19 protein-coding genes are annotated in these 24,851 nt (G+C 70.2%); 7 read left to right on the forward strand and 12 right to left on the reverse strand.

Annotated elements, in window-relative coordinates:
* Positions 1-555: 555 nt before the first annotated feature.
* From ACIQE0_RS17230 to thyX, 3 genes are all read right to left on the reverse strand, one after another.
* On the reverse strand, positions 556-2,241 hold the full coding sequence (locus ACIQE0_RS17230) for a ribonuclease J (protein WP_366339967.1): 1,686 nt from the start codon (positions 2,239-2,241) through the stop codon (positions 556-558).
* A 113-nt stretch (positions 2,242-2,354) separates the two neighbouring features.
* The gene (gene dapA, locus ACIQE0_RS17235; protein ID WP_402332811.1) at positions 2,355-3,254 is read right to left on the reverse strand and encodes a 4-hydroxy-tetrahydrodipicolinate synthase; all 900 of its coding nucleotides are present in this window, start codon (positions 3,252-3,254) and stop codon (positions 2,355-2,357) included.
* A 224-nt stretch (positions 3,255-3,478) separates the two neighbouring features.
* Positions 3,479-4,225: an FAD-dependent thymidylate synthase gene (gene thyX / locus ACIQE0_RS17240; RefSeq protein WP_366339963.1), complete on the reverse strand. Its 747-nt coding sequence runs from the start codon at positions 4,223-4,225 to the stop codon at positions 3,479-3,481.
* A gap of 240 nt (positions 4,226-4,465) precedes the next feature.
* On the opposite strand from thyX, the gene ACIQE0_RS17245 reads away from it, so the two are divergent.
* Positions 4,466-4,705: a hypothetical protein gene (locus ACIQE0_RS17245; RefSeq protein ID WP_366339961.1), complete on the forward strand. Its 240-nt coding sequence runs from the start codon at positions 4,466-4,468 to the stop codon at positions 4,703-4,705.
* Positions 4,706-4,822: 117 nt separating this feature from the next.
* Positions 4,823-5,377 (forward strand): hypothetical protein, encoded by a 555-nt coding sequence (locus tag ACIQE0_RS17250; protein ID WP_402332816.1) that lies wholly within the window; start codon positions 4,823-4,825, stop codon positions 5,375-5,377.
* Positions 5,378-5,450: 73 nt separating this feature from the next.
* Here the strand turns inward: ACIQE0_RS17250 and ACIQE0_RS17255 are convergent, their stop codons facing one another.
* The 6 genes from ACIQE0_RS17255 to eccD all read right to left on the reverse strand — a co-directional run bounded on the left by ACIQE0_RS17255 (position 5,451) and on the right by eccD (position 12,530).
* Positions 5,451-5,927: a hypothetical protein gene (locus ACIQE0_RS17255; protein ID WP_366339958.1), complete on the reverse strand. Its 477-nt coding sequence runs from the start codon at positions 5,925-5,927 to the stop codon at positions 5,451-5,453.
* A gap of 5 nt (positions 5,928-5,932) precedes the next feature.
* Positions 5,933-6,685, reverse strand: coding sequence for a 4-hydroxy-tetrahydrodipicolinate reductase (gene dapB / locus ACIQE0_RS17260; protein WP_366339956.1), 753 nt, complete (start codon positions 6,683-6,685; stop codon positions 5,933-5,935).
* Between the two features lie 46 nt (positions 6,686-6,731).
* Positions 6,732-8,111, reverse strand: a complete 1,380-nt coding sequence (locus ACIQE0_RS17265) for a pitrilysin family protein (RefSeq protein WP_366339954.1) — start codon at positions 8,109-8,111, stop codon at positions 6,732-6,734.
* Positions 8,108-10,330 (reverse strand): polyribonucleotide nucleotidyltransferase, encoded by a 2,223-nt coding sequence (locus ACIQE0_RS17270; RefSeq protein ID WP_402332820.1) that lies wholly within the window; start codon positions 10,328-10,330, stop codon positions 8,108-8,110. Before ACIQE0_RS17270 ends, ACIQE0_RS17265 begins: the two co-directional genes overlap by 4 nt.
* 294 nt (positions 10,331-10,624) lie before the next feature.
* Positions 10,625-10,912, reverse strand: coding sequence for a 30S ribosomal protein S15 (gene rpsO, locus ACIQE0_RS17275; RefSeq protein ID WP_366339950.1), 288 nt, complete (start codon positions 10,910-10,912; stop codon positions 10,625-10,627).
* A 154-nt stretch (positions 10,913-11,066) separates the two neighbouring features.
* Positions 11,067-12,530: a type VII secretion integral membrane protein EccD gene (eccD, locus tag ACIQE0_RS17280; protein WP_402332823.1), complete on the reverse strand. Its 1,464-nt coding sequence runs from the start codon at positions 12,528-12,530 to the stop codon at positions 11,067-11,069.
* A 254-nt stretch (positions 12,531-12,784) separates the two neighbouring features.
* On the opposite strand from eccD, the gene eccCa reads away from it, so the two are divergent.
* The gene (gene eccCa / locus ACIQE0_RS17285; protein ID WP_402332826.1) at positions 12,785-16,744 is read left to right on the forward strand and encodes a type VII secretion protein EccCa; all 3,960 of its coding nucleotides are present in this window, start codon (positions 12,785-12,787) and stop codon (positions 16,742-16,744) included.
* Between the two features lie 93 nt (positions 16,745-16,837).
* Here eccCa and ACIQE0_RS17290 read toward each other — a convergent pair whose 3' ends face one another.
* Positions 16,838-17,605 carry a WXG100 family type VII secretion target gene (locus tag ACIQE0_RS17290; protein WP_402332829.1) on the reverse strand — a complete coding sequence of 256 codons (768 nt, stop codon included), beginning with the start codon at positions 17,603-17,605 and terminating at the stop codon, positions 16,838-16,840.
* On the reverse strand, positions 17,602-17,910 hold the full coding sequence (locus ACIQE0_RS17295) for a hypothetical protein (protein WP_402332832.1): 309 nt from the start codon (positions 17,908-17,910) through the stop codon (positions 17,602-17,604). Before ACIQE0_RS17295 ends, ACIQE0_RS17290 begins: the two co-directional genes overlap by 4 nt.
* A 239-nt stretch (positions 17,911-18,149) precedes the next feature.
* Here ACIQE0_RS17295 and ACIQE0_RS17300 point away from each other — a divergent pair, with 239 nt between their 5' ends.
* Both ACIQE0_RS17300 and ACIQE0_RS17305 read left to right on the forward strand, forming a co-directional pair.
* Positions 18,150-18,551: a hypothetical protein gene (locus ACIQE0_RS17300; protein WP_402332835.1), complete on the forward strand. Its 402-nt coding sequence runs from the start codon at positions 18,150-18,152 to the stop codon at positions 18,549-18,551.
* A gap of 488 nt (positions 18,552-19,039) precedes the next feature.
* Positions 19,040-21,073: an ATP-binding protein gene (locus ACIQE0_RS17305; protein WP_402332838.1), complete on the forward strand. Its 2,034-nt coding sequence runs from the start codon at positions 19,040-19,042 to the stop codon at positions 21,071-21,073.
* Positions 21,074-21,106: 33 nt separating this feature from the next.
* Here the strand turns inward: ACIQE0_RS17305 and ACIQE0_RS17310 are convergent, their stop codons facing one another.
* Positions 21,107-22,402 (reverse strand): C2 family cysteine protease, encoded by a 1,296-nt coding sequence (locus ACIQE0_RS17310; RefSeq protein ID WP_402332841.1) that lies wholly within the window; start codon positions 22,400-22,402, stop codon positions 21,107-21,109.
* Positions 22,403-22,545: 143 nt separating this feature from the next.
* Between ACIQE0_RS17310 and ACIQE0_RS17315 the strand changes: the two genes are divergently transcribed.
* Both ACIQE0_RS17315 and ACIQE0_RS17320 read left to right on the forward strand, forming a co-directional pair.
* Positions 22,546-22,857, forward strand: coding sequence for a WXG100 family type VII secretion target (locus ACIQE0_RS17315; RefSeq protein ID WP_402332843.1), 312 nt, complete (start codon positions 22,546-22,548; stop codon positions 22,855-22,857).
* The gene (locus ACIQE0_RS17320; protein WP_402332846.1) at positions 22,857-24,671 is read left to right on the forward strand and encodes a WXG100 family type VII secretion target; all 1,815 of its coding nucleotides are present in this window, start codon (positions 22,857-22,859) and stop codon (positions 24,669-24,671) included. Before ACIQE0_RS17315 ends, ACIQE0_RS17320 begins: the two co-directional genes overlap by 1 nt.
* Positions 24,672-24,851 lie beyond the last annotated feature (180 nt).

Raw genomic sequence — 24,851 nt, forward strand, 5'->3', positions numbered from 1 at the left:
AGACGGGGTATCAACATATCTGGCGTTGACTTTTGGCACGCTGTTGAGTTCTCAAGGAACGGACGCTTCCTTCGGCCACCCTCTCGGGCTTCCTCCGGGCGCTTCCCTTCGGTCTTGCGTCTCCGACCCTATCAGACCCTTTCGGCTCCGATTTTCGCCGGTGCGATCCAGCCTTTCGGCTTTCTCGCGGTTCCAACCGTACCAGATCCGTTTCCGTCTCCGGCCCCCTGTTGGAGCGGGGTTCGGCCGCTTCGCTTTCGCTTTTCGACCTTTCCGACTTTATCAGATCCTTTTTCGCTTCCGACCCGTCTCTTAGCGAGGCGCCGCCGGTTCGAATTCGGTTCCGAGTTTTCGTCGGAGGGGTTTGCCTTTCGGCTTTTCCGACTTTATCAGATTGCTCTGGGCCGGAATTCCGCGCTCTGCGGGGAGCGGCCCGCACGCGCAAGCGTGGGGGGCTTCCCGTTCTGGCGGAGCCGTAAACCTACTGGAGCGGGGCGCCCGGATGCAAATCCGGGCGCCCCGCTCCCACTTGGGACCTGCGGGCAGGTCGGTCCGTCAGACCTCGACGACCACGGGAAGGATCATCGGGCGGCGACGGTAGTTGTCCGACACCCACTTGCCGACGGCGCGGCGGATCAGCTGCTGGAGCTGGTGGGGCTCGGCGATGCCGTCCTGGGCCGCCTTGGCCAGCGCCTCGTCGATCTTGGGGGCGACGGCGTCGAAGGCCTTGTCGTCGATCCCCGAGCCGCGGGCGTGGATGTTGGGTCCGCCGACGGTCTTGCCGGTGCTGCTATCCACGACGACGAAGACCGAGATGATGCCCTCGTCGCCCAGGATGCGGCGGTCCTTGAGGTGGGTCTCGGTGACATCGCCGACCGAGAGGCCGTCGACGTAGACGTAGCCGGCCTGGATCTTGCCGCTGATCCTGGCGATGCCGTCGATCAGGTCGACGACCACGCCGTCCTCGGCGATCACGATGCGGTCCTTGGGGATGCCCGTGAGGGCACCCAGTTCGGCGTTGGCCCGCAGGTGGCGCCATTCGCCGTGCACCGGCATGAGGTTCTTCGGCTTGCAGATGTTGTAGAAGTACAGCAGCTCGCCGGCCGAGGCGTGGCCCGAGACGTGGACCTTGGCGTTGCCCTTGTGGACCACGTTCGCGCCCCAGCGGCTGAGGCCGTTGATCACGCGGTAGACCGCGTTCTCGTTACCGGGGATGAGCGAGGACGCCAGGATGACCGTGTCGCCCTGGACGATGCGGATCTGGTGGTCGCGGTTGGCCATCCGGGAGAGGGCGGCCATCGGCTCGCCCTGGGAGCCCGTGCAGACCAGCACGACCTCGTCGTCCGGGAGGTCGTCGAGCGTCTTGACGTCGACGACCAGGCCGGCGGGGACGTTCAGATAGCCCAGTTCGCGGGCGATGCCCATGTTGCGGACCATCGAGCGGCCGACGAAGGCGACCCGGCGGCCGTACTCGTGCGCCGCGTCGAGGATCTGCTGGATGCGGTGCACATGGCTGGCGAAGCTGGCGACGATGATGCGCTTGCTGGCGTTGGCGAACACCTGGCGCAGCACGTTGGAGATGTCGCGCTCCGGCGGGACGAAGCCCGGGACCTCGGCGTTGGTGGAGTCGGTGAGGAGGAGGTCGATGCCCTCCTCGCCGAGCTTGGCGAAGGCCGGGAGGTCGGTCAGCCGGCGGTCCAGCGGGAGCTGGTCCATCTTGAAGTCGCCGGTGTGGACCACCATGCCCGCGGGGGTGCGGATGGCGACCGCCAGCGCGTCCGGGATGGAGTGGTTGACGGCGATGAACTGGCACTCGAAGGGGCCCAGGCGCTCGCGGTCGCCCTCGGCGACCTCCAGCGTGTAGGGGCGGATCCGGTGCTCCTGGAGCTTGGCCTCGATCAGGGCGAGGGTCAGCTTGGAGCCGATCAGCGGGATGTCCGGCTTCTCCCGGAGGAGGAAGGGGACACCGCCGATGTGGTCCTCGTGGCCGTGGGTGAGCACGATGCCGTCGATGTCGTCGAGGCGGTCCCTGATGGACGTGAAGTCCGGCAGGATCAGGTCGATTCCGGGCTGCTCCTCCTCGGGGAAGAGCACTCCGCAGTCGACGATCAGCAACCGGCCGCCGTATTCGAAGACCGTCATGTTGCGGCCGATCTCGCCCAGGCCGCCGAGCGGGGTGACGCGCAGGCCACCCTCGGGAAGCTTCGGCGGGGCGCCGAGCTCGGGGTGCGGATGACTCAAAAGACTCTCCTCACCATGCGCGCCACGTTGCCGTCGAGGCACGTGGCGCGCATGACATTCGTGCACTTGCTATGTGGCGGTTGTTGGTCCGTATTCAGTTGTGAAGTCTCTGTTCAGAGCTGTACCCCGCCGGCGGCGAGATCGCGCTTGAGCTGGTCGGTCTCCTCGGGCGAGAGGTCGACCAGGGGCAGCCGCAGCGGGCCGCCGGGCAGGCCCTGGAGGCCGAGCGCCGCCTTGGTCGTGATCACGCCCTGCGTCCGGAACATGCCGGTGAAGACGGGCAGCAGCTTCTGGTGGATCTCTGTCGCCTTGGCGACGTCACCGGCGAGGTGGGCGTCGAGGAGGACGCGCAGCTCCGGGGTGACGACGTGGCCCACCACGGAGACGAAGCCGACCGCGCCGACCGAGAGCAGCGGGAGGTTGAGCATGTCGTCGCCGCTGTACCAGGCGAGGCCGGAGCGGGCGATAGCCCAGCTGGCACGGCCGAGGTCGCCCTTGGCGTCCTTGTTGGCGACGATCCGCGGGTGCTCGGCGAGCCGCACGATGGTCTCGGTGTTGATCGGGACACCGCTGCGGCCGGGGATGTCGTAGAGCATCACGGGCAGGTCGGTGGCGTCCGCGATGGCGGTGAAGTGCCGCAGCAGGCCCTCCTGCGGGGGCTTGCTGTAGTACGGCGTCACCGCGAGCAGGCCGTGCGCGCCGGCGTCCTGGGCGGCGCGGGCCAGCTCCAGGCTGTGCCGGGTGTCGTTGGTGCCGGCTCCGGCGACGACGAAGGCACGGTCGCCGACGGCTTCGACCACGACGCGGACCAGCTGCGCTTTCTCCGCATCACTGGTGGTCGGGGACTCTCCGGTCGTGCCGTTGAGGACGATGCCGTCGTTGCCGGCGTCCACCAGGTGGGAGGCGAGCCGCTGCGCGCCGTCGAGATCGAGAGCGCCATCCGCCGTGAACGGCGTGACCATGGCGGTCAGCACCCGCCCGAAGGGGGTCTGCGGTGTGGAAGTCGGAGCCATGGGTCCCACGCTACTCGTAGGGCGCCGCAGGGTGAGCCTCTGGGGAGGAAGGAGGTGGACTCCGGCACTGCCTGCTCGGGGGTTCAAGCAGTGCCGGGTCCGTTTGTTCAGCGTAAATGAACTTCTCAAACCGCCGCAATCCGGACACTTCGGATGGGTATTCCGGTGGTCGGCATCCCCTCCGGCGAGCGGACGCCGGCGCCCGCCGCGCGAGGATGGAGCGCCTACGGGGCGACGCGGCCGTTCGCGTTGAAGGCGGCGTAGGTGAGCGGCATCAGCTTGGCCCAGTGGGCCTCCATCTGCTCGCCGACCATCTCGATCTCGCGCTGCGGGAAGGAGGGCACCTTCGCCTGCTCGTGCTGGGTGCGCAGACCGAGGAAGTGCATCAGGGAACGGGCGTTGCAGGTGGCGTACATCGAGGAGTAGAGGCCGACCGGGAGCACCGCGCGGGCCACCTCGCGGGCCACGCCGGCGGCGAGCATCTCCTCGTACGCGGCGTACGCCTGGCGGTAGGAGTCCTCCATGGCGCGGCCGGTGAGCTCGAACTGCGCGGGCGTGCCCTCGACGAACTCGTACTTGCCGGGGCGGCCCTGCTGGACGAGCTTGCGGGACTCACCGGGGACGTAGAAGACCGGCTCCAGCTGGCGGTAGCGGCCGGACTCCTCGTTGTACGACCAGCCGACGCGGTGGCGCATGAACTCGCGGAAGACAAAGATCGGCGCGCTGATGAAGAACGTCATCGAGTTGTGCTCGAAGGGGCTGCCGTGCCGGTCCCGCATCAGGTAGTTGATCAGGCCCTTGGAGCGCTCCGGGTCCTTGGTCAGCTCGTCGAGGGACTGCTCGCCGGCCGTCGAGACCCGGGCCGCCCACAGCACGTCACTGTCCGCTGCGCTGTGCTTGACCAGCTCGACCGTCACCTCGCTGCGGAAACTGACGGGTGCGCTCTCGGCGCTCTCGGGGGTGGGGGACACCGGCGGTTCCTTCCGTTCGATCCTCGTGCGCGACCAGCCTACGGCCCGCCACTGACAGTCCGGGAAATACCAACTGATGCCGCGTTAGTGACAAAACGGAATAAGGCCGCCCCTGCCTGCGTGTCGGCGGGCTGCGGTTGATATTTTTCACAGAAGCAACGGAAAACGGGCACCAAACGGACGCCTCACACGTCCTTGCTTGTGACAGTTCCCACTTCGAGGTTCCTAGGAGAGCCCCTCATGTTCCGCCGGCGAGAGCCCGTCCCGTTCGCCTTCGTCGCCGAGGCAGACCGGTTCCGCAGCAATATCACTCCCCCGCCGCGCCAGCGTGCCTCGCGTACGCAGCTCGTCGGCCAGTTCCTGATCACCCTCACCGTGGTGGGCGGCCTGACGGGTTCCCTGCTGTTCGGGCTGCCCGCCCTCCAGCAGGACACCTCCAGTGCGACCGGGGTGCACCAGTCCGAGGCCGCGCACCGCTGACCGGGCGGGCGGAGCGGAACCACCCGGTGGTTCCGCTCCGCCCGATCCCGATAGCCTCACGCTCACAGCTACCGTCGGTGCCATTCCGCGCCGACCAGCCCCGAGTGAGGACCAGCCGTGCCCCTGCCCTTCCTGACGGCCGACCGCGCCCTTCAGGCCGACGGCCGCGCGGACCCCGTCTCCCCGCCGTCCCACGACCCCGACGACTGGCGCCGTCCCTACCGCCCCGGACCGTGGCGCGTGGGGGCGGCGGCGGTGTTTCTGCTGCTCGCCTCGTTCGTACTGCTCTCCGCGCTGATCATCGCGCTGGCCGGGGCCCCGGGTGGGGCGGCGGTCTGCGTGGTGGTGGCGGTGACGGTGATCGCGCTGGCCCTGCGGCTGGTGCGGGTCGGGATCTGGGTGAGCGCCCGGGGACTGCGGCAGGTGAACCTGCTGCGCACCGCCACCCTGCCGTGGTCGGCGGTCACCGCGGTCCGCACGATCCAGCAGCCGGTGCGCTGGCTGGGGCTGCCGCGGACGGTGCAGGGCCAGGCGCTGCGCGTGGAGCAGGTCTCGGGCCGGCGGCTGCGCACCCTGGTGACCGACCGCAACGGGGACTTCCTGGGCCGCCCGGAGATGTTCGAGCAGGCCGCCGACGTGCTGGAGGCATGGGCGGCGCAGCACCGCCGCTGAAGACCGCGACCGCCCGGGTCCGTACGGAAGTTCCGTACGGACCCGGGCGGTCGGTGTTTGCGGACGCGAGGACTCAGCCGGTCCGTGCGGGCCGGTGCTCCCCGGGGACCGGCCGGCCGGCGTGCAGGGCGATGGCGCGCTGCATGGCCTTGCGGGCGCGCGGGGTGTCCCGGGCGTCCCGGTAGGCGACCGCGAGCCGGAACCACGTGCGCCAGTCGCCGGGCGCCTCCTCGGTCTCGGCCTGCCGGCGGGCGAACTCCGCGTCCGCCGCGTCCCGGTCGATCCGGCCGCCGGGGGTGCGCGCCAGGTCGTCGGAGGGCAGGCCGCCCTCCGCCTCCAGCTCGCGGGCCAGCCGGCCCGCTTCGCGGGCGAAGCGGGTGTTGGCCCACAGGAACCAGCCGCCGATGAACGGCAGGACGAACGCCACCGCGCCCATGCCCATCGCCACCGGCTCCCCGGTCAGCAGGAGCAGCACGCCCTCCATCGCCACCACGCCGAAGACCAGCACCAGCACGGTGGAGAGGAAGAAGTAGGTGATCTTTCCGCCCATGGTCGTCAGTCCAGATCGAGGAAGTTCTCCAGGCCCACCGTCAGGCCCGGAGTCGTCACCACGCGGCGCACACCGAGCAGGATGCCCGGCATGAAGCTGCTGTGGTGCAGCGAGTCGTGACGGATGGTGAGGGTCTCCCCCACCCCGCCGAGCAGCACCTCCTGGTGCGCCAGCAGACCGCGCAGCCGCACCGAGTGCACCGGGACGCCGTCCACGTCCGCGCCGCGGGCACCCTCCAGCCCGGTCTGGGTGGCGTCCGGCTGGGGCGGGCAGCCGGCCTCCGCACGGGCCTTGGCGATCAGCCGGGCGGTGCGGGCGGCGGTGCCGGACGGGGCGTCCGCCTTGCCCGGGTGGTGCAGCTCGACGATCTCGGCGGACTCGAAGAAACGGGCCGCCTGCTGGGCGAACCGCATGGTCAGCACCGCGCCGAGGGAGAAGTTCGGAGCGATCAGCACACCCGCGCCGGGGGCGGCGTCGAGCCAGGTGCGCAGCTGCGCGAGGCGCTCGTCGGTCCAGCCGGTCGTGCCGACCACACCGTGGATGCCGTGCCGCAGGCAGAAGTCGAGGTTGTCCATCACCGCGTCGGGGGTGGTGAGTTCCACCGCGACCTGGGCGCCGGCCTCGACCAGCGTCGACAGCTCGTCGCCGCGGCCGAGGGCCGCGACCAGCTCCATGTCGTCGGCGGCCTCGACGGCCCGGACGGCCTCGGAGCCGATGCGCCCCTTGGCTCCCAGGACGGCCACGCGCAGCTTGCTCATCGTTTTCCGCTCTCTCTCGGTGGTGGGACAGCCCGTTGGACGCCGCCTAGGCGACGGCGTCGTCCAGGCGGGCCGCCTGCCGGTCCTTCAGGGGGCCGATGACGGACAGCGAGGGGCGTGCGCCCAGGACATCACGGGCCGCCGCGCGGACCTCGTCCGGGGTCACCGCCGATATCCGCGCCAGCACCTCGTCGACCGACATGTGCTCGCCCCAGCACAGTTCGCTCTTGCCGAGCCGGTGCATCAGCGCGCCGGTGTCCTCCAGGCCGAGGACCGTGGAGCCGCGCAGCTGGCCGATCGCGCGGCGGATCTCGTCGTCGGTGAGGCCCTCGGCCGCCACCGTGTCGAGCTCGTCGCGGCAGATCTTGAGCACGTCGTGCACCTGGTTGGGCCGGCAGCCGGCGTAGACGCCGAACAGCCCGCAGTCCGCGAAGCCCGAGGTGAAGGAGTACACGCTGTAGGCCAGGCCGCGCTTCTCGCGGACCTCCTGGAAGAGGCGGGAGCTCATCCCGCCGCCCAGGGCGGTGTTCAGCACGCCCATCGCCCAACGCCGGTCGTCGTTGCGGGACATGCCGGGCATGCCGAGGACGACGTGGGCCTGCTCGGTCTTGCGGCCAAGCAGTTCGACCCGGCCGGCGGTGCGGATGGCGCGGTTGCCGCCGCGCGGCGCGAGCGGAGCGACGTCCGCGCGGTCCAGCGCCCCGGCCCGCTCGAAGGCACGGCGCACCAGCCGGACGACCTTGGCGTGGTCGACGTTGCCGGCGGCCGTGACGACCAGGTGGGTCGGGTCGTAGTGCTTCTTGTAGAAGCGGCGGATGCGGGCCGCGGTGAGCGCGTTGACGGTGTCGACGGTGCCCAGGACCGGGCGGCCCAGCGGGGTGTCGCCGAGCATGGTGTGCGCGAACAGGTCGTGCACGCAGTCGCCCGGGTCGTCCTCGGTCATCGCGATCTCTTCGAGGATCACCCCGCGCTCGGCGTCCACGTCCTCGGACTCGATCAGCGAGCCGGTGAGCATGTCGCACACCACGTCGATGGCGAGCGGCAGGTCGGTGTCGAGGACCCGCGCGTAGTAGCAGGTGTACTCCTTCGCCGTGAAGGCGTTCATCTCGCCGCCGACCGCGTCGACCGCGGCGGAGATGTCCAGGGCGGAGCGGCGCTCGGTGCCCTTGAAGAGGAGGTGCTCCAGGTAGTGGGTGGCGCCGTTGAGCGAGGGGGTCTCGTCACGGGAACCGACGTGCGCCCAGATCCCGAAGGTGACGGAGCGGACGGTGGGCAGCGTCTCGGTGACCACGCGCAGGCCGCCGGGCAGGGTGGTGCGGCGGACCGTACCGGCCCCCGCGGCGCCCTGCAGAAGCGTTTGGGTACGGGCGACGGCCCGCCCCTCCGAAGAGGTGCGGGCCGTCGTCGCGTGCGTGCGGGACGTCACTTGGCGGCGTCGTCCTTCGTGTCGTCCTTGGCGGCGTCCTCGTCCTCGATCACGGGGATCAGGGAGAGCTTGCCGCGCTGGTCGATCTCAGCGATCTCGACCTGGACCTTGGCGCCGACGCCGAGCACGTCCTCGACGTTCTCCACGCGCTTGCCACCGGCGAGCTTGCGGATCTGCGAGATGTGCAGCAGGCCGTCCTTGCCCGGGAGCAGGGACACGAACGCACCGAAGGTGGTCGTCTTGACGACGGTGCCCAGGTAGCGCTCGCCGACCTCCGGCATGGTCGGGTTGGCGATGCCGTTGATCGTGGCGCGGGCGGCCTCGGCGGCCGGGCCGTCGGCGGCACCGATGTAGATGGTGCCGTCGTCCTCGATCGTGATGTCGGCGCCGGTGTCCTCCTGGATCTGGTTGATCATCTTGCCCTTGGGGCCGATGACCTCACCGATCTTGTCCACCGGGATCTTGACGGTGATGATCCGCGGCGCGTTCGGCGACATCTCGTCCGGGACGTCGATGGCCTCGTTCATCACGTCGAGGATGTGCAGGCGGGCGTCGCGGGCCTGCTTCAGCGCGGCAGCCAGGACCGAGGCGGGGATGCCGTCGAGCTTGGTGTCGAGCTGGAGCGCGGTGACGAACTCCTTGGTGCCGGCGACCTTGAAGTCCATGTCGCCGAAGGCGTCCTCCGCACCGAGGATGTCGGTGAGGGTGACGTAGTGCGTCTTGCCGTCGATCTCCTGGGAGATCAGGCCCATCGCGATGCCGGCGACCGGGGCCTTGAGCGGCACACCGGCGTTCATCAGCGACATCGTGGAGGCGCAGACCGAGCCCATGGACGTCGAGCCGTTGGAGCCCAGCGCCTCGGAGACCTGGCGGATCGCGTAGGGGAACTCCTCGCGGGTCGGCAGCACCGGCGCGATGGCGCGCTCGGCGAGCGCGCCGTGGCCGATCTCGCGGCGCTTGGGGGAGCCCACGCGGCCGGTCTCACCGACGGAGAACGGCGGGAAGTTGTAGTTGTGCATGTAGCGCTTGCGGGTCACCGGGGAGAGGGTGTCCAGCTGCTGCTCCATGCGCAGCATGTTCAGCGTGGTGACGCCCAGGATCTGGGTCTCGCCACGCTCGAAGAGCGCCGAGCCGTGGACCCGCGGGATCGCCTCGACCTCGGCGGCCAGCGTACGGATGTCCGTCACGCCGCGGCCGTCGATGCGCTTCTTCTCCTTGATAACGCGCTCGCGGACCAGGGTCTTGGTCAGCGCGCGGTACGCGGCGGAGATCTCCTTCTCGCGGCCCTCGAACTCCGGGAGGAGCTTCTCGGCGGCCAGCGCCTTGACGCGGTCCAGCTCGGACTCGCGCTCCTGCTTGCCGGCGATGGTGAGCGCCTGGCCGAGCTCGTCCTTGACGGCCTTGGTCAGCGCCTCCAGGACGTCGTCCTGGAAGTCGAGGAAGATCGGGAACTCGCCGACCGGCTTGGCAGCCTTGGCGGCCAGGTCCGACTGGGCCTTGCACAGCACCTTGATGAAGGGCTTGGCGGCCTCCAGGCCGGCCGCGACGACCTCCTCGGTCGGCGCCTCGGCACCGCCCTTGACCAGCTCGATGGTCTTCTCGGTGGCCTCGGCCTCGACCATCATGATCGCGACGTCGCCGTCGGGCAGCACCCGGCCGGCCACGACCATGTCGAAGGCCGCGTCCTCCAGCTCGCTGTGGGTCGGGAACGCCACCCACTGGCCGTTGATCAGGGCGACACGGGTGCCGCCGACCGGGCCGGAGAAGGGCAGGCCGGCCAGCTGCGTGGAGCAGGAGGCGGCGTTGATGGCGACCACGTCGTAGAGGTGGTCGGGGTTGAGCGCCATGATCGTCTCGACGATCTGGATCTCGTTGCGCAGGCCCTTCTTGAAGGAGGGGCGCAGCGGCCGGTCGATGAGACGGCAGGTGAGGATGGCGTCCTCGCTGGGCCGGCCCTCACGACGGAAGAAGGAGCCGGGGATCTTCCCGGCCGCGTACATCCGCTCCTCGACGTCGACGGTCAGCGGGAAGAAGTCCAGCTGGTCCTTCGGCTGCTTGGAGGCGGTGGTGGCCGACAGCACCATGGTGTCGTCGTCCAGGTACGCAACGGCGGAGCCGGCGGCCTGCTTGGCCAGGCGGCCCGTCTCGAAGCGAATGGTGCGGGTGCCGAACGTGCCGTTGTCGATCACGGCCTCGGCGTAGTGGGTCTCGTTCTCCACCAGGAATATCTCCTCGTCTGCGTCCGCTGCCCGTGTGGCAGGGGACCCTCGTCGGTGGAGCGCCGGTGCGGGCCGGTCTTCGATCGAAGCACCCGGAGTGCTGCCGCATGGGGTGACCACGGGCTGTCCGGGGGCCACTACCGAGGACCGGCGGCCAGGAGGCGCTCTACCGTGTTCGCTTTTGCGATATGGCACCAGAGTACAAAGGTTCCGTCCACCGCGCGGTGGTCCGGCCGTCCGGTGCGTACGGCAAAGGGAGCGGCTCCCGGTGGGAACCGCTCCCTCTACGGCGTCTTACTTGGCGCCCGCCGCGCCGCGGCGGATGCCCAGGCGCTCGACCAGCGCGCGGAAGCGCGTGATGTCCTTCTTCGCCAGGTACTGCAGCAGGCGGCGGCGCTGGCCGACCAGCAGCAGCAGACCACGGCGGGAGTGGTGGTCGTGCTTGTGGGTCTTGAGGTGCCCGGTCAGGTCCGAGATGCGGCGGGTGAGCAGCGCAACCTGGACCTCGGGGGAGCCGGTGTCACCCTCCTTGGTGGCGAACTCGGCAATGATCTGCTTCTTCGTGGCGACGTCGAGCGACACGCGCACTCCTTAGGGGTCTCGGTCCATGAGCGCCCCTGGATTTGCGACACAGGGAATCTTTGATTACTCGGATGGACCGTCACACAGCGTACCAGCTGGCAGCGGCCCCCCGACCGGGTGGTCGAGGGGCCGCTGCGGGCGGTCGGAGGTGGCGCTAGTTGCCGGTCAGGCCGCGGACGGCGTTGTAGACGTCCAGGACCGCCAGGCACAGCGGCACCAGGGAGAGCAGGACCAGGCCGTCGAAGAGGTCGAAGATCCGGCCCCAGAAGGGGGTGACGCCCTTCTTCGGGACGATCAGGCCGACGCCGACGAGGACCGCCGCGCCCACCGCGATGCTGCTGGAGAACCAGACGGTGCGGATGTTCAGCGGACCGGAGTCCTGGAAGCGCTCCAGGTTGACGAAGATGTCGGTCGGCGGGTGCAGCGCGATGCCCAGGACGAGCAGCACGATGGTGAGGATGCCGGCGACGGTCAGGCAGGCGACCTGCGCGGTGTAGTCGAAGAGCCGGGCGCGCAGCATGATCGTGATGCCGGCGGCGAGCGCCAGCACCTGGGCCCAGACGTTGTCGGAGAAGCCGAGGACGATGCCGGCGGAGCCGACGACCAGGGCGGAGCAGCCGGCGACCAGGCCCAGCAGCAGCTCGTGGCCGCGCTTGGCCTGGTTGCCGATCTTCACGAAGTCCACGGACTCGGTCTCAGAGCCGGACTCCAGGGCGCCCTTGGCGATCTGGTCGGGCGACCGGTAGCCGATCGGCAGACCGGCGAAGCGGGCGGAGAGGCTGGGGAGCCAGGCCACCATCGCGATGGAGACCACGGCGGTGACCGCGGCGACCTCGCTCGGGGCGGCGTCGGTGAGGATCGCGGCGAAGACCGCGAGGGTGCCGATGGCGGAGAGGAAGGCAGCCGCGACGAAGGGGGCGTCGCCGCGGGGCAGCAGGACCACCAGGAGTACGGAGGCGATCAGTACGGTCACGCAGCCGACGAGCAGGTGGAGCCGGCCGGGGCCGGCACCGGCGTCGACGGGGAAGATGCCGGAACCGGCGATGAGCAGGTGCGGCAGCGAGGCCAGGCCGAGCGCGATCGAGGAGGCGTGGTCGTCGTAGACGCGGGCGCGGACGCCGGACAGGGCGACCAGGACGACGCCGACCACACCGGCGATGATGCCGGGCAGGCGGTGCATGTCGCGGTCGATCGGATTCGAGAACCACAGCGCGAACGCCATCATCACCAGCAGCAGCACACCGGCGCTGAGGCCGACGAAGCGCATCAGGTCGTCGCTCCAGCGGCTGCGGTTCTGCTTGACCGCGGAGGCGATGGCGTCGGAGACGTCGTCGAAGACCGGCAGCGGCAGCGACTCGGCGAACGGCTTCAGCAACAGCAGGTCGCCGTCGAGGATCTGCTGCTGGGCCAGCGACTGCCCGGCGTCGAGGACCGTGCCGTCGCGGCGTACGAGGTGATATCCGGTCGGGGCGCCCTCGGCCTGGGACTGCCCGGAGAGGCGCAGGATCTCCGGGTAGATGTCGACGAGTGCCACGTCCTCCGGCAGCGCCACGTCGATCCGTGCGTCCGGCGCGGCGACCGTGACCCGGCAAAAGCCGGTACCCGTACTCGTACTCACCTGGCGGTTCCCCCTATCCGTTGGGTGTTTTGTCGCGTCGCGCGCCCTATATATAAGGCCATCCGTACGGGGCTGTGGCGCGCTCGCGGGGCGTCAGCGTACCGTCCGACAGGGGCCCTGCCCCACCCACCCCTTGACTTGACGCGTAACAGTAGGATCAACGCCTGCGTCGGGCCAAGGACTTGGCTCGGGGGACCGTCGAATCCAACGGGGGCGGTCCGAGACTGCGAGATGCATGAAGGACTGATGCCTCGGTGAGCGTTGTCATCGTCAAGCGCCCGCCCCGCGCGCTTCCACCTGAAGTCCCCTCGGAGGAGGTGGTACTTGAGGCCCCTCCGGAACTCCCCCGGGAGGGAGAACCGGAAAGCTTGCTGATGACCTTCATGCCCATGATGGGCATGGCGTCCTCCGCGGGCTTCTTGTTCATGGGGAACCAGCCGTTCATGAAGATCATGGGCGGCTTCATGGTGGCCTCCACGCTGGCGATGGCGATCATGCAGATCGTCAAGTCCCGCCAGGGGCCTTCCGGACAGATGGTGCAGGAGCGCCAGGACTACCTCAAGTACCTTGCGCAGAAGCGGAAAGAGGTGCGGCGCACCGCACGGCGCCAGCGGGACGCGCAGCTGTTCACCCACCCCGACCCGAGCCAGTTGTGGTCCGTCGTGGCCGAGGGCAAGAGGGTGTGGGAACGCCGCGGGAGCGACCCGGACTTCGCCCAGGTACGCCTGGGGCTGGGGCCCCAGCAGCTGGCCACTCCGCTGCGCGCGCCGGAGACCGCTCCGGTCGACGAGCTGGAGCCGCTGACCGCGCACGCGATGAAGGAGTTCCTCGACAAGCACGGCCATCTGGAGAGCCTCCCGTTGGCGGTGTCGCTGCGCGCCTTCTACCACCTGACCATCTCAGGTGACCCCGACACCGTCTACGGCGCCTCGCGCGCCGTCCTCTCTCAACTGTGCACCCTGCACTCCCCCGAGGACCTGGTCGTGGCCGTGGTCGCCGCGCCCGGTGCGCAGGCCGAGTGGGAGTGGACGAAGTGGCTGCCGCAGGTCCAGGACAAGACCACCGACGGCGCCGGTACCCGCCGTCTGGTCGTCGGCGACCTCGGTGAGATCGAGGAGCTGCTGGCGGACGAGCTGGACGGCCGCGGGCGGTTCAACCCGCAGGGCCCGCCGGTGTCCGACACCCCGCACGTCGTCGTCGTGCTGGACGGCGGCGACGTCCCGATGGACTCGGTGATCGCCGGGGCCGAGGGCCTCCAGGGCGTGACCATCCTGGAGATCGTGCCGGGCGACCTGGACGAGATCCGCGGCGGTCTGGCCGTCCAGGTGCGGCCGGGCAAGCTGGTGCTGGAGTCGGCGAGCGGCGCGGTCTACCACGGTGTGTGCGACACCCTGTCGATCCCCGAGGCGGAGGCGCTGGCCCGCCAGTTGGCCCCGCTGCGCGCCGGTTCGGGCGCGGACGGCGAGGAACCGCTGCTGTCCGCACTGGACTTCACCGACCTGCTCAACATCGGCGACGCCGGCTCGCTGGACGTCTCGCGCACCTGGCGGCCCCGGACGCTGTCCGAGCGGCTGCGGGTGCCGATCGGTGTCGACCGCGACGGCCAGCCGGTCATGCTGGACATCAAGGAAGCCTCGCAGCAGGGCATGGGCCCGCACGGCCTGTGTGTCGGTGCGACCGGTTCCGGCAAGTCCGAGGTGCTGCGCACCCTGGTGCTCGCGCTCGCGGTCACGCACTCCTCGGAGACCCTCAACTTCATCCTCGCCGACTTCAAGGGTGGCGCCACCTTCACCGGCATGTCGGAGATGCCGCACGTCGCGGCGGTCATCACCAACCTCGGTGAGGACGTCACCCTGATCGACCGCATGCGCGACTCGATCACCGGTGAACTCCAGCGCCGCCAGGAGCTGCTGCGCTCGGCGGGCAACTACGCCAACATCACCGACTACGAGAAGGCACGTGCCGCCGGCGCCCCGCTGGACCCGCTGCCCTCGCTGGTGATGATCATCGACGAGTTCTCCGAGCTGCTCGCCGCCAAGCCCGACTTCATCGAGATGTTCATCCAGATCGGCCGCATCGGCCGTTCGATGGGTGTGCACATGCTGCTCGCCTCGCAGCGTCTGGAAGAGGGCAAGCTGCGCGGTCTGGACACCTTCCTCTCCTACCGGCTGGGCCTGCGGACGTTCTCCGCCGCCGAGTCGCGGACCGCGATCGGTGTGCCGGACGCCTACCACCTGCCCAACGTCCCCGGTTCCGGCATCCTGAAGTACGACACCGAGACGATGGTCCAGTTCAAGGCCGCGTACGTCTCCGGTACCTACCGCGGTCCGGGCGGCGGCGGGCGCAGCGGCGGCGGTGGCCGGGCGATGCGCATGCCGGTGCCGTTCACCGCGGCCCCGGTCATCGAGCAGATCATCGAGGAGCCGGTCGTCGAGGCGGCCGAGCCGGAGATCGACGACGCGCTGGCCGACACCGTCCTGGACGTCATGGTCCAGCGGATGCAGGGCCAGGGCCCGCCGGCCCACCAGGTGTGGCTGCCCCCGCTGGAGGAGCCGCCCACGGTCAACCAGCTGCTGCCGGCCCTGGCGGTCACCCCCGAACGGGGCGTGCACGCACCGGAGTACACCGCGCTGGGCAAGCTCACGGTGCCGGTCGCGCTGGTGGACAAGCCGTTCGAGCAGCGGCGTGACGTGATGTACCTGGACTTCTCCGCCGGTGCCGGTCACGGCCTGGTCGTCGGTGGTCCGCAGTCCGGCAAGTCCACCCTGATCCGGTCCGCGATGGCCGCGTTCGCGCTCACCCACACCCCGGCCGAAGTGCAGTTCTACTGCCTCGACTTCGGCGGCGGCGGCATGCTGACCATGGAAGGCCTGCCGCACGTCGGCGGTGTCGCCTCGCGGCTGGACGCGGAGAAGGTCCGCCGTACGGTCGCCGAGGTCACCGGCATCCTCAACGAGCGCGAGGAGTTCTTCCGCTCCAACAACATCGACTCGATCTCCACGTACCGCCAGCGGCGGGCAGCGGGCGCCTTCCCCGACCAGAAGTGGGGCGACGTCTTCATGGTCATCGACGGTTGGGGCACCTTCAAGACCGACTACGAGCAGCTCGACCCGGTGATCCTGGACATCGCCGGCCGGGGTCTCGGCTTCGGTGTCCACCTGATCATCGCCGCCTCCCGCTACACCGAGGTGCGTCCCGCCCTGCGCGACCAGCTCCTCAACCGCGTGGAGCTGCGCCTGGGCGACCCGATGGAGTCGGAGTTCGACCGCAAGCGCGCGGAGAACGTCCCGATGGGCAAGCCGGGCCGCGGTCTCTCCCCGGAGAAGCTCGACTTCCTGGCGGCGCTGCCGCGCCTGGACGGCATGCAGGACCCGGAGACGGCCAGCGACGGCATCGCCAACCTGGTGCAGACGGTCAGCGAGCACTGGCAGGGCGAGCCCGCCCCCAAGGTGCGGATGCTGCCGACCATGCTGCACGCCGGCGACCTGCCCCGGGGCGGCGACTACCCGGAACACGGCATCGCGATCGGCGTCGACGAGACCACGCTGTCCCCGGCGTTCATCGACTTCGAGACCGACCCGCTGCTGGTCATCTACGGCGAGTCGGAGTCCGGCAAGTCGTCGCTGCTGCGCCTGATCACCAAGCAGATCGCGGAGCGGTACCCGCAGGACAAGGCGCTCATGGTGGTCTCCGACTACCGGCGCGCACTGCTCGGCGAGGTCCCCGAGTCGCACGTGTACAAGTACTGCGCGGCGGGACCGCAGCTCCAGGAGGTCATCAGCGGACTGGCCGGTTCGCTGGGCCGCCGTATGCCGGGTCCGGACGTCACGCCGGAGCAGCTGCGCAACCGAAGCTGGTACGACCTGCCGGACGCGTTCGTGATCGTCGACGACTACGACCTGGTGGCGACCAGCAGCGGCAACCCGCTGCAACCGCTGCTGGAGTACCTGCCGTTCGCCCGTGACCTGGGTCTGCGCCTGATCCTGGCGCGCAGCTCCTCGGGCGCCGGCCGGTCCTCCTTCGAGCCGGTCATGCAGCGCGCCAAGGAGCTCGGCGCGCAGGGGCTCATCCTCTCGGCCGACCCGGGCGAGGGCCCGCTGATGGGCAACGTCAAGGGTCAGCAACTGACGCCGGGACGTGCCACGTTCATCACGCGCAAGCGCGGTGCGCAGCTGGTCCAGACGGGCTTCCTGCCCATGGGTGGGGGCCAGTAGCCGGTACCCCGTACGACGGCGGTGGGGCGTCCCTCTTGAAGAGGGACGCCCCACCGCCGTTTGTGCGTAGGCCGTGCGGCCGCTGCCCGATGGTCAGCCGAAGGCGCCGTGTCGGGAGACGTTCGGGGCCGAAGGGGCGGACGAGGGGGCGGACGCCTCGTCGGCCTTGCCCGGACCCTTCTCCGGCGCCTTCTCCTGCGCCTTGTCCGACGGCGCCTTCTCCTGTGCCGCCTTCTGCTGCGCGGCGGCCTTCGCCGCCCGCTCCTCCGCCGCGCGCTGCTCCTCCGCCGGGTTCGTCCGAACCCCCTTGGCCAGGCCCTCGCCGCCGGACGTCGCGGCCTCGCCGTCCCGGGGCGTGGCGAACGGGTCGGGCCCGTGCGCGGCCGTGGACGACTCCCACTGGTGCCGCACCTGCGGGGCCTGGCTCTGACCGCCCCCGCCGCCCCGGCCGCGCTTGCCGAACGCGCCGCCGAGGCCGTTGGCGAGCTGGCCGAGCGCCATGAAGCCGTAGGCCATCTGCGGGCCGGACGACTGCGTGGCGTTCTGCGGGGCGTTCTGCGAACCGTCCCCCGAGGCGCTGTCGTGGTCCCCGTCGGCACCGCCGGTCCGGTGGGTGTCGGCCGCGCTCTCCAGATCGGCCGCGGCCAGTTCGAAGACCGGCAGGGTCTCGTCGACGGACTGCTTCAGCCGATGCCATTCGGCGGCGAACGCCTCGCCCGCCGGCCCGTGCCAGTCGGCCGACGCGGCATTGCCGACGTGCCGGTCGAGGTCGCGGACGAGCCCGTCCAGGTGCTTGCCCATGTCCCGCCAGCCGGCCGCCGCCTCGTGCAGCACGTGGGGATTGCGTCGTGGTTCGGTCACTTGACGCTCCTCATCACATCGACCAGTTCGTCCTCCGCCGCCTGCGCGTTGGCGACGGTCTCCTTGATGTCGCCGCCGACCTCGGCCAGTCGCTCCCGCAACTGCGCCAGGGCACGCTCGGCCTCCTCGAACAGCTCGCGATGCGGCCGGGCCTCCTCGTCGCTGCCGAAACCGTCCCGGAGCGCATCGGCATCGGAGCGCCGTCTGAATGCGTCCAACTGCCGGCTCAGTTCTTCCGCACGCGTCTCAAAGTTCGTACCGAGCGCGTGCAACGCCTCGGTACTGAGCCGGACTTCATCGGACATCATTTCTCCCCGAATTGAATGACAGCGACCTGCTGTACATCGCCTCAGGTCTAGCACACCCACAATTGGCCGGAAGTCCCCTGGCGGAGCGGCTTCGGTACGGAGCGGGAAAACCACGCGGGGAATGTCCGGCAATACCGACAACCCCCGTCATGGCACCCCGTTCACACCCGTCATTAGACTCAGGACGCCGGTGCAGCACGCACGGTTGCTGTGCCATCACGTCCGAGGGGGCAGAGATGCGCAACGACGAGCGACAGATCCAGGACGAGGACCTGATGGACGTCGCCCACGACCACGAGCAGGCACACCGGTTGCGGAAGGCACTGAAGGTGCTCGCGGACAACCCGAACGTGGGCGGTCCGCTCCAGGAGATGGCCAAGGAGGTGCTCTCCGGCCGGCTGGGCATGAAGGAGGCCATCCAGACGCCCGGCTACATGGACGCGCTGGGCGACCGGCTGACCCAGATCCGGCAGGCGGCCGAGAACCAGACGACGGCCGAACGGGAGGAGTCCCGTGCCAAGTTCGCCGAGTGGCAGAAGAAGCAGGAAGAGGAGGAGGACCGCGAGCGCGCCGAGCGCGACGGCCCGAGCCTCGACCTCGTCACCGGCCCGCGCCGCGGTGGCCGCGGTCACCGCTGAGGGTGCCGCCGACGCTCGACTCCCGTCCGGAAGATCCGCTTTCCTCGGCCATGGCGGCCCGCAAAAGCGGATCTTCCGTGTTTTCGGGCGCCGTTCGCGACGTGACCTCGTTCACGGCATCGCCTCCGTTCGCGGCATGGCCACCGTTCGCGGCACGACCTTCGTTCACGGCGTCCCGCGGAGTTTTCCGCGGGGTTCGCCGTGGACGGACACATGCCGGACACAACGTTCCGAGAATCAGCAAGAGCCGCGCGAAATCAACGCGGGAGCCGGCCGCCAAAGATCTCGAAAGGATCGTGAAAGCCACGATCCCGCACGGAATTCACGAAATCCCACACGTCACATCCCTCGCCCGCACACCTGCCTTCCCGTTCCGAATCGACCTCCCCTCGGCCGTCCCGCACCGCCGGCCCGGACCTTAGGATCTAGCCGGTACATGCACGGATCCACGGAAGTGGAGGGCGGAATCGATGGGGGACGAGGAAGTCATGAGCGCCTCAGCCGAAGCAGCCGGCACCGCGGCCCGATACGCGCCGCACCCGTACCTCGGGGGCCGCACCGCCGCCCTCCGTGCCCTCGCCGCCTGGCGCATGCGCTGGCCCGGCGCCCCGCGCGTCATCGTCCTCACCGGCAGCCCGGGCAGCGGCCGTTCCCGCCTGGTCACCGGATTCCTGATGCTCTGCGACCCCGACTACCGCAGGCGGCTCCCGCTGGACGACCTGGACCCGGCGACGGTCCCCCCGGACCTGCCGGCACCGACCGTGCCGGCCCCCCGGGGCCGGACGGCCGCGCAGGTGCTGCGGCTCCTCGCCGACCAGCTCGGCCTGGCCGCGGACCGCACGGCGGACGTGGTCGCCGAACTCGCCGCCCGCGAGGAGCCGGTGACGGTCGTCGTACCCGACGTGGACCTCGCCGGCCCGGTACGCGCCGCCGACGAGCCGGCGCGCCTGGTGCGGGAGGTCCTCATACCGCTCGCCGCGACGCCGTCGGTGTACCTGCTCGCCGACGTGCCCCGCGAACTCGCCGCCGAGGTGGCCGGTGCGGTGCCGCAGAGCCAGCTGCAGGTGATCGACCTCGACGAGCCCGAATGGGCCGACCCCGAGGGCCTGATACGGCACGCCGAGACCGCGCTCACCCCGGAGGCCGGCGCCCCCGCCCTCCCGTTCACCACCGATCCGGCCGCCCGGCGGACGCTCGCACAGGCGCTGGCCAGGCGCGCGAACGGCAGCCGGCTGACGGTCCACCTGGCAGTACGGTCACTCTTCGCCCACCCGGAGGGGTTCGGTGCCGACGGACTCGATGCCGGTGGTCTCGATGCCGGTGGACTCGGTCCCGTCGACGAGTCGCACCTGCCCGCCACCGTCGGCGACGCCCTCGAGCTGCACGCCCGCCGCCTGGGCGCCGCGCCGCAGGCGCTCCGGCAGCTGCTGGCGCCGCTGGCGTTCGCGGAGGGCGACGGGCTCCCGGCCCAGTTGTGGGGCCCGCTGGCCAACGCCGTGGCGGGACGCGACATGAGCCGGGAAATCGCAGACGGCACGCTGCTCACCGCCCCGTTCGTGGAGCGCGTGACGCTCCCCGGGGGAACGGACGTAGAGGGAGACGGGAGCGCACTCACGAACACAGACGGGGACGCGACCGTCGGCGGCCGTACGCTACTCCGGCTGACGCACCCGGCCCTCGCCGCCGAGATCCGCTCCGGCATCCCCGACCCCCGGGACGCCCAGACCAGGATCGCGATGGCGCTGCTGGCCGAGGTGCCCCAGCAGGACTGGTCCCTGGCCGACCCCTACGTCCGCGACCACCTCGCCGGCCACACCCTCGATGCCGGGCTGCTCCCCCAACTCCTCACCGACCCGGCCCTGTTCACGTACGCCGACCCGATCGCCCTGCACACCGCCGTGGCGGCCGTACCGCTCGACCAGCTGGGCGCCCCGGCCCGCACCTACCTGCGCACCGCGCCCCTGCTCGGCCGCCCCGGGATCCCGCCCGCGATGCGGGCCGCGCTGCTGGAGACCGCGTTCGTCGAGGACGGCCTGCTGCCGTACGCGCAGGCGCTGTACGAGCTGGGCCTGGACCTGCCCTGGCGCACGCTGTGGAGCGTGCCACTGCCCGGCGTGGTCTCCGTTGCGGCCGGGACCCTCCCGGCGCACGCCGGACCGGGCGAGCCGACGGCGTCCGGTGCCGCCCGCCCGGTCGCCGTGCTGACCGTCCCCGGCGCCCCTTCCGCCCTCGTCCACGACCTGCTCCGCCCCGGATACGTCGACGCCGACCCCGCGCGGGTACAGCACCCCTCGGAGGCCGAACGGGAGGCGCTCCCCTACGGGTTGAGTCGGGACGCCGACTCCCTGCGGGTGTGGTCCCGCGAGAGCGGGGACCGGGCGACCACCCTGACCACCGTGGTCTGCGATCCCTCACTCCGCGACGCCGACCTCTCCCCGGAGGGCGTCCTCCTCGTCGCAAGTGGGGCGCGGGTGACGGCGCTTCAGGTCAAGGGGGCCACGGTGCGCGTTGCGTCGCACTAGGACCTGGTACGCCCGGAACCATGCGACGTTCCCTCACCACGTCTCCACCGCATCGACCTTGCAGAGATAGGTCCGGGCTTCGTCGAGGGTCAGCCAGCATTCCCACATCTGGCGCGTGGCGCCGTCACCCCAGGGGTTGCCGAGGCAGATCCGACCGCCGGCCACATCGACGTCCTTCACGAAGTAGGCGTGGCTGGCCGCCAGCCGTCCACCTGCCAGCTTTTCGCGGTCGTCGCCCCTGCCCACGGTCCCGACCGCGAGGGCCTGGCCGCGGCCTCGCCGGTCGGCGGCCTCGTGGCACAGCCAGGGCGAGTTGAGGTCGAGTTCCTGCGGCACCTTGCCGGTGAGGAGGCAGAACGCGTCGTACGCCCAGCCGCCGACGATCTCGTCGTAGCCACCGCGGATGATCGCGGCGGCCTTCTCGTAGTAACCGGGCCAGGTCTCGGCGTAGCGGGCGTCCTCCGTGTGGCCCGCGGCACTCCACAACCTGCCATGGCCGTACGGAAGATCGGGCACCATCGTGATGTCGACCGCCCGCCCGTGGTCGTAGAGCGTGCAGGTGACCGTGCCGTTGGCTTCGAGTCGGAGATGACCGGGGGCGTGCTGGGGGTTCGCCTGGATCACCGCCTGGATACTGGTCAGAAACCAGCAGGTACCGAATCGCCCCTGGTCCATGTCCTGCCAGGACATCGCCTCCGTCGAGCCGGAGACCCGCTGCCAGTTCTGGGTGAAGTAGGCGCCGTCGACCTGTGCGAACGGCCCTTCGGGCAGCACCCAGCCGTGGTCCCCGCACTGGCACTCGGGGTCGTACTCGGGCTGGCTGCAGGGCATCCACGTGCCGATCAGCATCGCCCCGTACGGGCTGACCGTACGCAGCAGCCAGCCGAACAACTCGGCCTGCCGCCGCCAGTCGTAGGCCGGTTCGCCGTTCTCGTCCTCGACGTGGGTGAGGGAGTCCCAGCGCTCCAGGCCCTGCTGGCCCCATCGGCGGACCACCATGTCCAGCTCGGCCGGCGGCAGCGGGACCAGAAGGTTGCCCACCTGGTCCAGCAGCGAACGCGCGCTGTAGCGGGTCTCGTCGGCGAACAGCACGTTCCACGCCTGCTGTCCGACGGCCTCGGCCCGCTGCGGGTCCGGCGGCGGGCCGGGCGGCTGCCAGGGGAGTTCGACCAACGGGTGGCCGCCCTTGGTGTAGTTCAGCCGGCTCAGCCCGACGCCCTCGCTGACACCGCGCGCCAGGTCGACCGCGTCGATCACCGCCTCGCCACCGGGAATGAACTCCGCCGCGAAGCCCGCTACTTGACGCCAGTTGTTACGGCCGTACCCCACCGGTCCTCCCCGTACTGCTGCTCAACCACCCGAGAAAGACAAGGTTATGCAATTCATGTGGTCGGCGTCGCACCCTGGCGGCTCAACTCGGCGAGCCAACGCTACGATAAGAGGCTCACGTTCACTTATGAAGGGTACCTGACATGGGGGAGTCCGGGTTTCGGGTTGAGCCCGAAGCAATCGGAAGTTATGGGTCAACGGTCAGTGAGCAGGTGAACCAGCTCGGAACGATCCAATCCGCGGTTTCTGCGATCACCATCTCGTCCAGCGCCTTCGGCCACCTTCCGAATGCGCAGAATCTCGCGGAAGCGTACAAAGCGCACGCCGACGCAAGCCGGCAAAACCTTTCCGACCTCATCGACGCGCTGACCAACACGTCGGAAGGGCTTCACTTCACGGCACAGAACTACTCCGAGCACGACCAGGCCGTCAGTTCCTCCTTCGGGGGTGCGTGATGAGCCGCCGCTCGCACTCGACCCCGCACCACTCGCCCACACCGCACAACCCGGGCCCCAGCCACGGGTCGGGCAGCAACCACCCCAGCCCGCCCCCGCAGCAATCCCACAACCCGCCCCCGCAGCAACCTCATTACCCGCCGCAGCAGCAGAACCCGAACCAGCAGCACCAACAGCAACAGCAGAGCCAGCAGCATCAGCAGAACCAGCAGCAGAACCACAACGGCCAGCAGGACCCCAACCAACAGGGCCAGCACCGCCCTGACGGATCGGGCGGCCGCGACGACTCGCACAACGGTGGCGGCGGTGGCGGTGGCGACGACGCTGGGGCCGACGGAGACCAACAGGCCCCCACCACCTGGTTGGACAGCCTGAAGGAAGGGGCCAAGTCCGGGGGCCAGAAGATCGGCGAGCACGCCGGCGACTGGGCCGGAAAGAAGATCTTCGGTGGCGACGAAGAGGGCTCCGAGGGCGAAGGCTCGGGCGGCGAAGACGGCACCGGCGGTGAAGGCACCGGCGCCGACGACCAAGGTCCCGGCGGTGAAGGCGGAGGCGACCCCGGTTTTGGCAGAGGCAACGGTGGCTACGGCGGCGAGGGGAACGGCGGTTACGGCCTCGACGACCGGAACACCGGAGCACCCCTGCCCGGCCAGCCCACCACGCTCCCCTACCCTGTCCCGCCGGGCGGCCCCGGCGGCATGTACGGAACGCCGGGCGGCGCTTCCGCAGGCGGGTACCCGGGTGCGACCACGGGCCTGGTACCGGCCGGGGACGCGTACGGATGGATCCGGAAGGCCAACCCGGCACCCATGGCGTCGCTCCCCGAGGCGACCCACCCCTCCCGGGGCGGCCTGGGCGGCATGCTGGACGAGGCCGTCGAGTTCGCGCTGGAGAAGTCCGGCCTGCTGGACGTGCTGGAGAAGGTCACCGGTGACCTCGCCCAACTGAACGCCGCGGCCGACGCATGGCAGAGCCAGGCCAAGGCCCTGCAACTGGTGGCCGAGGAGCTGAGGACCAGCGCCAACCCCCTGTCCCGTCAGTGGGAGGGGCAGGCGTCGGGCGCCTTCAGCGGCCACATGGGCGACCTCGTCGAGGCCGTCGACTCGACCGCCGAGGGCATGGCCCAGACGGCGAAGATCATCAACTCGGCCGCGCAGGAATGCGCGCAGGCCGAGGGCATGATCATCGAGATCATCAGCGAGGCCATCGAGGCACTGATCGCCTCGCTCGCCGCCGAGGCCGTGATCGCCATCCTCACCGCCGGCATCGGCCTGATCGCGGACGCGCTGATCACCGAGGCGGAGATCGCGGTCTTTGTCGCCCGTGTCGCCAGGGTGTCCGAGCAGCTCGCCACGAAGCTGGAGGAGCTGCTGAAGGCCCTCAAGGAACTGGGCTCCGCGGTCAAGGCCGTCAGGAACATCAGAACCGCCAAGAACGCTCTCGGCGGCATCAAGAAGGTCGAGAAGGCCGTCGAGGGCGTCCGGGAGTTCGGCGAGGGCGACGGCGCGCTGGCGAAGGGCGTCAAGAAGGCCGACGAGTTCATCACGGGCAAGGTCAGGGACGGCGTCGAGTCGGGGGTCAAGTCCGGCCTCGGTATCGATGATGACGACCCCGTGCAGTTCGCCGGCGACCGCAGCGGCAAGGGCCTCGGCAAGGCTGCGGGCCAGTCGGCTTGGGGAGCGGCGAAGGAGGGGCTGATGAGCGACACCAACAAGGACGCCATCAAGCAGGAGATCCTGCACGACACGGGCCTCTCGGAGGATCCCGAGCCCTACCGCGTCGACCGGTCCAAGATCGACACACCCTTCGGATAGGGCATGCCGACCGCCGCTCGGCGGTCAACGGAACGGCGCAGGGGGCACCGTGGCATCCACGGTGCCCCCTCGGTGCGTTGCGGAGACTTTCGGGCGCCGTCAGCCCGGCAGGCCGAGCCGCGGGCTTCCCCAGGCAATCGACCGCACCTCAGCCGCAATCGGCCCGACAGGGCCGCGCGC

It is taken from the genome of Streptomyces sp. NPDC093097 (genome assembly GCF_044754325.1).
Taxonomy (GTDB): Bacteria; Actinomycetota; Actinomycetes; order Streptomycetales; family Streptomycetaceae; genus Streptomyces.

Coding starts and splice junctions, on each gene's coding strand:
- ACIQE0_RS17300 (WP_402332835.1), top strand. CDS start 18,150: ATGCGCAACGACGAGCGACAGATCCAGGACGAGGACCTGATGGACGTC.
- ACIQE0_RS17255 (WP_366339958.1), bottom strand. CDS start 5,927: ATGGGCGGAAAGATCACCTACTTCTTCCTCTCCACCGTGCTGGTGCTG.
- ACIQE0_RS17320 (WP_402332846.1), top strand. CDS start 22,857: ATGAGCCGCCGCTCGCACTCGACCCCGCACCACTCGCCCACACCGCAC.
- ACIQE0_RS17245 (WP_366339961.1), top strand. CDS start 4,466: ATGTTCCGCCGGCGAGAGCCCGTCCCGTTCGCCTTCGTCGCCGAGGCA.
- dapB (WP_366339956.1), bottom strand. CDS start 6,685: ATGAGCAAGCTGCGCGTGGCCGTCCTGGGAGCCAAGGGGCGCATCGGC.
- dapA (WP_402332811.1), bottom strand. CDS start 3,254: ATGGCTCCGACTTCCACACCGCAGACCCCCTTCGGGCGGGTGCTGACC.
- ACIQE0_RS17295 (WP_402332832.1), bottom strand. CDS start 17,910: ATGTCCGATGAAGTCCGGCTCAGTACCGAGGCGTTGCACGCGCTCGGT.
- ACIQE0_RS17315 (WP_402332843.1), top strand. CDS start 22,546: ATGGGGGAGTCCGGGTTTCGGGTTGAGCCCGAAGCAATCGGAAGTTAT.
- ACIQE0_RS17305 (WP_402332838.1), top strand. CDS start 19,040: ATGAGCGCCTCAGCCGAAGCAGCCGGCACCGCGGCCCGATACGCGCCG.